Here is a 9227-nt window from a genome sequence, read left to right on the forward strand (position 1 = left end):
AGAGTCTTTCCGATCTCAACATTACTATCTTAACATCCATAAAGGACTATCATGATGGCTCACGACGCGTCTTTTTTCCGGCCTCTGGGCGGTAGCGAGGTGCCGCGCTTCGCGGGACGATCCACCTTCATGCGATTGCCGCAGATTGAGGACCCGGCTGAAGTCGACATTGCACTGATTGGCCTGCCCTGGGACAGCGGCTCAACAAATCGCGTCGGTCAGCGCCACGGGCCGCGCGAGATTCGCAGCAATTCGACCATGATGCGGTTGGTGCATCAGGCAAGCCGCATCGCACCCTACGACCTATGCCGCATTGCCGACCTAGGTGACGTACCGATCAATCCGATTGATATTCGCGATACGCTTGAGCGTACCAGCGAATTCTATCATCGTGTTCACCGTGCCGGTGCGGTACCGTTGACCGCCGGAGGCGACCATCTGGGCACACTACCGATACTGCGGGGCATCACCCGCGATGAACCGATGGCGCTGGTCCAGTTCGATTCGCATTCCGATACCAATGACACCTACTTTGGCGACAATCCCTATACTCATGGCACGCCATTCCGCCGCGCCATTGAGGAAGGCATCCTCGATCCAACGCGCATTATCCAGATCGGCATCCGCGGCTCCATGTATAACACGAGTGATCTTGACTGGGCCCATGAACAAGGCATTCGCATCATCGAGATCGAGGAATATTTCGAGCTAGGCCCGAAGAAGGTCAACGAAGAAATTGCCCGTGTGGTAGGAAAGACGCCGACTTACGTTACTTTCGACGTCGATGCCCTAGACCCGGTCTACGCCCCCGGTACCGGTACCCCCGAGGTCGGAGGTTTCACGACTCGGGAAGCCCAACAGATGATTCGCGGTCTACGCGGCCTCAACCTGGTGGGTGCCGATGTCATGGAAGTAGCGCCGCCGTTCGATTACTCGGACATCACCGCTCTGACGGGGGCGACCCTCATGTTCGAGTTGTTGTGTGTCTTGGCGGATGCAGTCGCCACGCGTCGCTGACACGGGGACGAATTCGTGTTAATTCGGCATCATATGAAACTCGTTGCCCGGCAGCGGGCAACGGTACCAACTCAAACCTAAGGGACTTGGCGCGGCAGTGCAGATTGCTCATCAGCCGTTGGTAATTGACAGAAATAGTGAAAATTGTCATAGGCCGCGCCAGGATCTTGATAATACCACCCATAGCGCAGGGCATTGTAGAAAAGCGCGGTGACCTTGTATGCCATTGACCTTTCCACTAGAAACGAGCCCGCCGGTAATGTGAAATTTTCGCTACGTTATCCCTAATAACAGAAGATCTCGCTATGAAGCATATTCGACACACCAAAGAGTCGATCATCTATCACCGACAGGCCAAGAGCAGCGGCTTGGAGATGATGCAGACCAAGTGTCTTCGAGAATTGTAGGCAGCGAGCGCCCATCTTGAAAGGACGTTGGCGGAAAGCGCCCTCGACAAAGCTGCCCTCAAGGGATGGCCTATAGAAAGTAGCGGCATTCGAAGCGAAGCGACGGGCGGTGAAACACTTGGTGACAGGCATATGGCTGAACCAGTGACGTCCCTACTTGTTGCTGGCCAGGGTAAGATCAGCGGCCCGGTACTTGGTGATGCCGCGTGTCTGCTCCTTCAATAGCACATCAATCATGCATTGACGAAAGACATCTGCTGAGCGGGAGCTATTATGCTTACTGGTGCAGAGATAGAAATGACTTTCATAGCTCGGGGTGTCAGGCAGAAGCAACCGCATGAGGCCAGCATTGACCCAGTGCTCTGCATAATGTTCTGGCAGGTAACCAATGTAGCGTCCACTGAGTATTAGCAGGACATTGCTTTCCATGTGGGAGATGGTAGGCCTTTCAGTGGAGACATTCGGTTTATCTATCGAAGGGAGGGACGCATAACTCTTGTCCGTCAATGTCGTTCGCTTTAAGGCGTCCAAGGTACGAACAGGATCAGTTTCATTGAATAGCGGGTGATCAGCGCCGCAATAGAGCTGTTGGCGCTCCTTGAACACGGAGACGCTCTCGACGGACTCGTGAGTCGGTTCGACGGGTGTCAGGATGCAATGATAGCGCCCATCGACCAGTCCTTGGATGAGCTCTTCAGGAGAGGAAATATCCACGTGAAGATGAACTTCAGGAGCGAGTTCCGTAAAGTTCTGGAACCCCTTGGGCAGGGGTGCTGCCTGATTAGTTGCTAAGGCATCGACGACACCAAAATGCAAATCGCCGGTCAGGCTACCGCGGACCTCCGCTACAACATCGCGAAAACCGGCGACCGAATCGAATAGCGGTGTCAGGCTCTGGTGAATTCGCTCACCTTCTTCCGTCAAGGCGAAGCCTTTTCTCCCCCGTTCGCAGAGGGTGAAGCCCAGTCGTTCTTCGAGATTTTTTAGCTGGATACTGATAGTTGATAGCGATAACCCCAACACCTGCTGGGCCGGAACGAGTCCCTGAGCCTGTACCACGGCGTGGAATACGCGAAGGAGCTTGAGATCAAAGTCGGTGAGGTTGGGAACGTTAGAGTGTCGTGCGGTCATGAGGGTCGCGAGTGGCATCCAGTCAGGAGCGTAGGGCAGCTCGGTGCAACGAGAAATAATTTAGCAAAAAAGCATGGCCAATAAAATATACGAAGACAGACAGCTGTCGCGTCACAGATGAGTAATCACCCGTTTGGTAAACAGCTCAGGCTTCCGGGCCTGCCATTCTTTCATCGCTGCAATGGTGATTGATGGTGTAACACCCTCTACAGAATATGATAGCAGGAGCACTTCGACGTCTGCTCCAGACCCTCCTGACTCATAGAGCCGAATGCCAAAAGCACCTCGCTGCTATGGCACTTTATGCGCTCGAGCATGCCGCTCGTCTTAGAGACCATCCCAGCCTGACCGGGCGGTGCTTAATCCCATGTGCCTGACCTTCCATGTCGAAGGAGTGGCGGCCACTGGCCAAGGCCAAAAACCCACTCCCCAAGCCCCAAGCCGGCGGGGGGAGATAGAAATCACTACGCTAGTCGGTGACGTGTCGGAGGGCAAGCCCTCAGAGGCTAGCCTGGACCACCATGCACTCCATGCCCTGCGCCACCAGGCGACGACAGGCAGTATGGGCCTGGCCCTCGTTCATGTCCACCAAGCGGGCGCGATAGATACCGGCCCTCTCGGCATCGGCCACCGCGACCCGGGCATCGGCCAGCTCGCTGGCCAGCTGGCCGGCGGCGCGAGACGCCAGAGTGCGGGCATGCCCGGCATCGCTGAAGGCCCCGACCTGTACGCCCCAGCCCCCTCGCCGGACGGAGACGTCCGGGGCGGGATCCGCCGATGCCGTGGTGCTGGCCATCAGTTCGCGGATCGGGTCGTCGGCCGAGCCCTGCTCCAGGCTCGCCATCGTGGTGCCGGCCGGTGTCTCGACCGTGGCGACCCGCGAGGCCACCGCCTGATGCGGGGCCTCCGCTGTGGTCGTCGGCGCCTCAACCGAGGCCGGCGGGAAGGCTGAGACCTCGGGTGGCGAGACAGCGCCCCGGGAAGGTGCGCCGAGGCTGGCCAGGAGGATCCCGTCGCCGACCGGCTGGCCCGGTGCCTGGGGCTCGCCCGGCATCAACCGGCCACCGGAGATGTCGGCACTGGCCAGCCAGCCGCGGCCATCGGCCAGCGAGGCACGCACGAAACCGCGATCCAGCAGGTCGGCGGTGTGTGCGTCTCGCGAGGCGGCGGTGAAGCCGCCCATCACCACGGTGAGCAGGCGACGGCCGTCACGCACCGCCGAGGTGGCCACGTTGAAGCCCGAGGCACGGATGAAGCCGGTCTTGAGGCCATCGGCACCGGGATAGTTCTTGAGCAGGCGGTTGTGACCCGTGATGGTTTTGCCCTTCCAGGTGAAGCTCATCCGCGAGAAGTAGGGGTAGTATTGAGGGAAGTCACGCATCAAGTGCCGAGAGAGCACCACCATGTCACGTGCCGTGGTGACCTGGCCGGCGTCGGGCAAGCCGTTGGGATTGCGGAAGACGGTATCCTGCATGCCCAGGTCGCGAGCCTTGTCGGTCATCATGCGGGCAAAGTGCGTCTCGCTGCCGCCCAGGGCTTCGGCCACCGCCACGGCCACATCGTTGGCCGACTTGATCACCAGCGCCTGGATGGCGGTCTCCACCGGGATGGTGGAACCGGCCTTGACATAGAGCTTGGAAGCCGGCCTGGAGGCGGCATGGGCAGAGACCGGCAATGGCTGATGCAAGCTCAGCCTGTCCTCCTCCAGGGCCTCGAACATCAGGTAGAGCGTCATCATCTTGGTCAGCGAGGCCGGATAGCGCAGCTTGTCGGCATTCTCGGCGTAGAGGATCTCCTGGCTGTCGGCATCGATGACGATACCGGCGTAGCGAGGATTGGCCTGGACGGCCGTGGTGGCCAGCAGCAGGCAGGCCAGCAGCACGAAGATGCCCCCTCTCCGGCGCCGATTGATTATTGTGATAGGCACCATGTCGCGTTCCCTCGAGGTTTGTTACCGTTGCCTCTAGCCATTATGGCCGTCTGTGACGCGCTGTACAGGGCGAAGGCCGGACTTTCTGCCGAAATTTCGCCACATCACCTCGTCCTTCACCCGGCACGCTGGCGGCGCCCCCTTTCGATTGAGCTCCCCTATCGTAACCAAACGATAAATCAGGTTACTCCTTGGGCAAGGCTCCCCTAAGTCTGGCAGGCGTGAATCGCCCACGGCATGGAGCCTCGCCATGAAGAAGACCGCCACCTTCGCCGTCGTCCACTTCTGCGTGGCCTTCGGCGTGACCTGGCTGGTCACCGGCAGCTGGGTGCTCGGCGGCATGATTGCGCTGCTCGAACCCGCCGCCAACACCGTCGCCGACTTCTGCCACGAGAAGGCCTGGGAGGCCGTGCAGCGGCGACGGACTCGCCTGGCCACCTGATCCGCGACCCTGCCCCGATCATCCCCCTGCCAGCAGCCGCTGCCCGCCGAGCCATATAAGGCGCAGCGCCAGCAGCGTCAATGCCCACTTGAATAGGGTGTCGAAGCGGTGCTCCGAGAGGCGATGCAGAAGGCGCAGGCCCAGCCAAGTGCCGAGGAAGCCCGCCGCCACCATCACCAGCATCAGCGGCAGCCAGTCGCGGAAAACGAACCCGGCCACGCCGAACACGAAGGCCTTGGTCAGGTGCTGCAGCAGCATGCAGGCGGAAAAGGTGGCCACCTTGGCCAGCCGTCCGAACTGGCTGTGCTTGATGAAGGCGGCCACCATGGGGCCGCTGGCGCCCACCAGGCTGGAGAGCAGAGTGGTGACGGCGCCGGCGACCAGCACGCCTCCCCGCCCCAGGGCCCGTTTCGGCAGCCCCGGTCCCCAGCAGGTGAAGAGCACGAAGGCGGCGATGCAGAGCTCCAGCACCCCGGCCGACAGGCGCACCAGCAGCCAGGCGGCAGCCAGCGCCCCCAGCACCACCCCCGGCAGGAAGGCGCCCAGCAGGGCCAGGTCGACATGACGCCAGGTCAGTGCCGTGCGACCGACGCTGGAACCGAGCTGCACCATGCCATGGACCGGAATCAGCGCCGCCGCCGGCATCACCTGGGCCAGTGCCATGATCATCAGCACTCCGCCCCCGACGCCCACTGCGGCGGTGAAGGCCGAGGTGAACACCGACAGCAGCACCAGCACCAGGTTGATGCCGCCCGACAGCGGCGACAGGCTCTCCAGCAGCATCGACATCTCAAGGGTCACGAGGGGAGGCCGCCGGTGCGGAACGGCTCAGGCTGGCTCGCCAGGAGCGGCGGGGTCCATCGGCAGCCGCGCGATCAGCCCGCTCACCCCGGCGGTCACGCTCGCCACGGTCTGCTCATCGTAGAGGCGCCCCTTGCGCTTCTTCAGGCCCTGCTCGTAGAGCCTGACGTGCTCGGTGGGCGTCACGCCGGCATTGGCCAGGCAGTGGTGGGCACAGTGCATCTGGCAGCCGTCGATGGCCACGATGGGCCGGCCGGAGCGGGCCGTGCGCACCAGGCCCGGCACGCCACCGCCTACCCCGGCGATGCAGGACATCTCCGCCTCGCCGCCATGGTCCAGGCGCAGGGCGACCTGGTTGGCGAGCTGGGCCACGTCGGAGCAGCCCGAACAGGAGTAGACGAGGGGACGGGGGGTGTTGCGGGGTCGGGACATGGGGCCTCCCAGGGGTTGCGGCACAGGGAATCAGTCGTCGCTCAGCATGAGATCACGCAGCTTCTGCTCGTCGAGCACCACCAGGCGCTGGCGGTCGATGTTGATGACCCCCTCCTCGCGCAGCCTGGCCAGCAGGCGCGACAGGGTCTCCGGGGTCATGGCCAGCTGGGCGGCCAGCCAACGCTTGGGAATGGTCAGTCGTACCACCCGGGGGCCCTTGGCGCGGCCCGCCGGCAGCTGGCGCAGGATGTAGCTGACCAGGCGCGCCATGGCGTCGGCCTGGGTCAGCAGCGCCATGTCCTCGAGGCGCTCGGTGAGCTCCAGGGCCAGGCGGCTCATGAACTCCGCCCGGCAGGCCGGCTGACGGTCCATGATCTCGCGGCAGCGCGCCGCGGGAATGGTCAGCACATGGGTGCGGCGCAGGGCCTCGGCGGAGTAGAGATAGACCCCGGCGCTGGACACCATGCTCAGCTCGCCCAGGGTGCCGCCGCGCTCCACGCAGCGGATAGTCGCCAGGCGACCGTCGCCGGCGCTGCGCACCAGGCGCACCGCCCCGCTGATCACCACGTAGAGCCACTCGGCCGGGGCATCCTGGCGGAACAGCCACTCGCGGGTCTTGAGGGTGCGCACCTCGGTATCCTCCAGCAGGGCCTCGAGCTGATCCTCGTCGAGGTCGCCCAGCCAGGGCACCCCGCGCACCAGCTCGCGCAGCTGTCGGGGCCGGAACAGCAGCTCAGTCGAGGAACTGGGTACCGGGGCAGTATCCGTAGACATGGCCTTCCTCCACAGGGGTATCGGCATCGATGATCAGATAGCCATGGGCCTGGCTGGCGGCCCCGAGCATGTGGGAACCCTGCCCGCCGGCCAGGCGTGCCACGGGGGCGCCACCGGTCCAGTCCAGCACCACCCTCAGCAGCTCCCGCCGGCCCCTCGGTGCCCGCCGGGAAAAGCCGGCGGTGACCGGGAAACGTTGCAGCGCCGGCGGGGTGCGCCCCTGCCGCCCCTGCACGAAGGGCAGCGCCAGCCACTGCCAGCCCACCAGCGAGGCCACGGGGTTGCCGGGCAGGCCGATCAGCGGGGTACCGTCGCGCAGCGAGGGACCGAGCCAGCCGAGGGCGAAGGGCTTGCCGGGCTTGATCGCCACCCCGTGGAAGGCGATGCCGCCCAGGCGTTCCAGCACCGGACGAACGTGGTCCTCCTCCCCCACCGAGACGCCGCCCGTACACACTACCAGATCGGCCTGCTCGCCTGCCCGGGCAAGGCATTGACCCAGGTCAGCTGCGGTGTCGGCGACGACGCCCAGGTCGAGGACCTCGCAGCCCTGCTGGGCGAGCAGGGCGCGCAGCATGGCGCCATTGCTGTTGTAGACCTGGCCGGGCACCCAAACCTGGCCGGGCTCGATCAGCTCGTCGCCGGTGCTGACCAGGGCCACGCGGACCCGCCGGCGCACCGTCACGGCATCGATGCCCTGGCTGGCCAGCAGGGCGACGGCCGCGGCGTTCAGCCGGGTCCCCGCGACCAGCACCACGTCACCGGTACGGCTCTCCTCGCCGCGGCGGCGGATATTGGCGCCCTCCGCCAGCTCGCCCTCGACGTGTATCCGCCCCGCGCCGTCCAGGCTCACCCTCTCCTGGGGCACTACGGCATCCGCGCCCAGCGGCACCGGGGCGCCGGTGAAGATGCGCGCACAGCCCCCCTCGGGCAGCCTGAGCACGCCGGCACCGGCCGGCACGCGCAGCGTCACCGGCAGGCCGGCCGGGCTCGCATCGAGCTCGCCGCGACGCAGGGCATAGCCGTCCATGGCGCTGTTGTCGACCCCGGGCAGGTCGAGGCCGGCCCGGGCATCCTCGGCCAGCACCCGGCCGGCGGCATCGGCCAGGGTGACCCGCTCGCGGCCGGCCACCGCCACGCCGGACGCCATCATCAGGGCACGGGCGTCGAAGAGGTCGAGCAGGCCGGGCGTGACGACCTCCGCGCAGCCGCAGTTCATGCCGAAGCCCCTTCCGTCATCTCCTCGTCGGCGCGCTCCTGCCGGGAGGCACAGCGCCTCGCCTCGGGCAGCACCATGGCGACGAAGTTGCAGGGCCTCGTGCGCGCGTCGAGCTGGGCGGCCAGGATGCCATCCCAGGCGGTGGCGCACGCCCTGGGCGAGCCCGGCATGGCGAACACCAGGGTACGCTCGATCAGCCCGGCCACTGCCCGGGACTGGATGGTGGAGGTGCCGATGCTCTCCCGAGAGAGCTGACGGAACAGCTCGCCGTAGCCATCGACCGCCTTGTCGAACAGCGGCGCCAGCGCCTCCGGGGTGGTATCGCGGACGGTGAAGCCGGTGCCGCCGTTGATCAGGATCACCTGGATGTCCTCGCGGACCACCCAGTCCGAGACCACCGCGCGGATGCGGTAGACGTCGTCGGGCACGATGCGCCGCTCCACCAGGGCGTGGCCGGCCTCGGTGAGGCGCTCGGAGAGCAGATCGCCGCTGCCATCCTCGTCGAAGCCGCGGGTATCGGAGACGGTGAGCACGGCGATGCCGAGCGGTGTAAAGGGGGTATCGGCATGAACATGAGCCATAGGAGGGGCCTCCTCGCCGCCCCCTCAGGGGCGGCGTGATCACAATGAGGGGAAAAGGGCTCCCAGGGGTCAGACCCCGGCCAAGCCACCGGGCCTTAGGTGGTGCACGGCTTCGGCCTTAACGCCACAGCCGGGGTCTGACCCCTGGCGGCTGCCACAAGGGAGCGTTACTGCATCAGGGCACTGGCGCTGTCGTCGTCGAGCGCGATGCCCTCGACCCCGATCTCGGCCTCCAGCGCCAGCAGGTAGTGGCGCAGGGCCCGGCGGGTGGCCTGCTCGCGCAGGCTGTGGCGAACGTGCTCGGCGACCTGCTCATAGGGCAGCTCGCGACCCTCGACGCGACGGTCGATGGTGACGACGTGCCAGCCGTAGCGCGAGGCCAGCGGGCGATCGTGGAGCCCCTCGGGCAGGTGCTGCAGGGCCCGGTCCAGCTCGGCCACGGTCTGGCCGGGGGCCAGCCAGCCCAGGTCGCCGCCCTCCTCCTTCGAAGGGCAGG

11 protein-coding genes are annotated in these 9227 nt (G+C 65.0%); 2 read left to right on the top strand and 9 right to left on the bottom strand.

What is annotated here, in order from left to right:
• Positions 1–51 precede the first annotated feature (51 nt).
• Complete coding sequence (gene speB, locus RI841_RS01470) at positions 52–1017, top strand: agmatinase (RefSeq protein ID WP_310703763.1); 966 nt, start codon at positions 52–54, stop codon at positions 1015–1017.
• 77 nt (positions 1018–1094) lie between these two features.
• Here the strand turns inward: speB and RI841_RS01475 are convergent, their stop codons facing one another.
• The 3 genes from RI841_RS01475 to RI841_RS01485 form a co-directional block, all read right to left on the bottom strand.
• The gene (locus RI841_RS01475; RefSeq protein ID WP_310703764.1) at positions 1095–1244 is read right to left on the bottom strand and encodes a hypothetical protein; all 150 of its coding nucleotides are present in this window, start codon (positions 1242–1244) and stop codon (positions 1095–1097) included.
• Positions 1245–1577: 333 nt separating this feature from the next.
• On the bottom strand, positions 1578–2555 hold the full coding sequence (locus RI841_RS01480) for a LysR family transcriptional regulator (protein WP_310703765.1): 978 nt from the start codon (positions 2553–2555) through the stop codon (positions 1578–1580).
• 499 nt (positions 2556–3054) lie between these two features.
• A complete protein-coding gene (locus tag RI841_RS01485; RefSeq protein WP_310703766.1) occupies positions 3055–4485 on the bottom strand; it encodes a D-alanyl-D-alanine carboxypeptidase in 1431 nt (476 codons plus the stop codon).
• Positions 4486–4735: 250 nt separating this feature from the next.
• Between RI841_RS01485 and RI841_RS01490 the strand changes: the two genes are divergently transcribed.
• The gene (locus RI841_RS01490) at positions 4736–4927 is read left to right on the top strand and encodes a DUF2061 domain-containing protein (protein ID WP_310703767.1); all 192 of its coding nucleotides are present in this window, start codon (positions 4736–4738) and stop codon (positions 4925–4927) included.
• 18 nt (positions 4928–4945) lie between these two features.
• Here the strand turns inward: RI841_RS01490 and RI841_RS01495 are convergent, their stop codons facing one another.
• The 6 genes from RI841_RS01495 to RI841_RS01520 form a co-directional block, all read right to left on the bottom strand.
• Positions 4946–5716 carry a sulfite exporter TauE/SafE family protein gene (locus tag RI841_RS01495; protein ID WP_310703768.1) on the bottom strand — a complete coding sequence of 257 codons (771 nt, stop codon included), beginning with the start codon at positions 5714–5716 and terminating at the stop codon, positions 4946–4948.
• Between the two features lie 39 nt (positions 5717–5755).
• On the bottom strand, positions 5756–6160 hold the full coding sequence (locus RI841_RS01500) for a putative zinc-binding protein (protein ID WP_310703769.1): 405 nt from the start codon (positions 6158–6160) through the stop codon (positions 5756–5758).
• 30 nt (positions 6161–6190) lie between these two features.
• Positions 6191–6934, bottom strand: a complete 744-nt coding sequence (locus RI841_RS01505; RefSeq protein WP_310703770.1) for a Crp/Fnr family transcriptional regulator — start codon at positions 6932–6934, stop codon at positions 6191–6193.
• Complete coding sequence (glp, locus tag RI841_RS01510; protein WP_310703771.1) at positions 6894–8150, bottom strand: gephyrin-like molybdotransferase Glp; 1257 nt, start codon at positions 8148–8150, stop codon at positions 6894–6896. The genes RI841_RS01505 and glp overlap by 41 nt, the downstream gene beginning before the upstream one ends.
• Complete coding sequence (gene moaB, locus RI841_RS01515; RefSeq protein WP_310703772.1) at positions 8147–8731, bottom strand: molybdenum cofactor biosynthesis protein B; 585 nt, start codon at positions 8729–8731, stop codon at positions 8147–8149. Before moaB ends, glp begins: the two co-directional genes overlap by 4 nt.
• A 167-nt stretch (positions 8732–8898) precedes the next feature.
• Positions 8899–9227, bottom strand: a 329-nt coding sequence (locus RI841_RS01520; protein ID WP_310703773.1) for a peptidylprolyl isomerase, incomplete at its 5' end; no start/stop codon positions are given.

Source organism: Halomonas sp. (assembly GCF_031581305.1).
Lineage (GTDB): Bacteria > Pseudomonadota > Gammaproteobacteria > Pseudomonadales > Halomonadaceae > Halomonas.

What these genes read in the sequence shown, in the direction of transcription:
- speB (WP_310703763.1), top strand. Translation starts at nt 52, where the DNA reads ATGATGGCTCACGACGCGTCTTTTTTCCGGCCTCTGGGCGGTAGCGAG.
- RI841_RS01475 (WP_310703764.1), bottom strand. Translation starts at nt 1,244, where the DNA reads ATGGCATACAAGGTCACCGCGCTTTTCTACAATGCCCTGCGCTATGGG.
- RI841_RS01480 (WP_310703765.1), bottom strand. Translation starts at nt 2,555, where the DNA reads ATGACCGCACGACACTCTAACGTTCCCAACCTCACCGACTTTGATCTC.
- RI841_RS01485 (WP_310703766.1), bottom strand. Translation starts at nt 4,485, where the DNA reads ATGGTGCCTATCACAATAATCAATCGGCGCCGGAGAGGGGGCATCTTC.
- RI841_RS01490 (WP_310703767.1), top strand. Translation starts at nt 4,736, where the DNA reads ATGAAGAAGACCGCCACCTTCGCCGTCGTCCACTTCTGCGTGGCCTTC.
- RI841_RS01495 (WP_310703768.1), bottom strand. Translation starts at nt 5,716, where the DNA reads ATGTCGATGCTGCTGGAGAGCCTGTCGCCGCTGTCGGGCGGCATCAAC.
- RI841_RS01500 (WP_310703769.1), bottom strand. Translation starts at nt 6,160, where the DNA reads ATGTCCCGACCCCGCAACACCCCCCGTCCCCTCGTCTACTCCTGTTCG.
- RI841_RS01505 (WP_310703770.1), bottom strand. Translation starts at nt 6,934, where the DNA reads ATGTCTACGGATACTGCCCCGGTACCCAGTTCCTCGACTGAGCTGCTG.
- glp (WP_310703771.1), bottom strand. Translation starts at nt 8,150, where the DNA reads ATGAACTGCGGCTGCGCGGAGGTCGTCACGCCCGGCCTGCTCGACCTC.
- moaB (WP_310703772.1), bottom strand. Translation starts at nt 8,731, where the DNA reads ATGGCTCATGTTCATGCCGATACCCCCTTTACACCGCTCGGCATCGCC.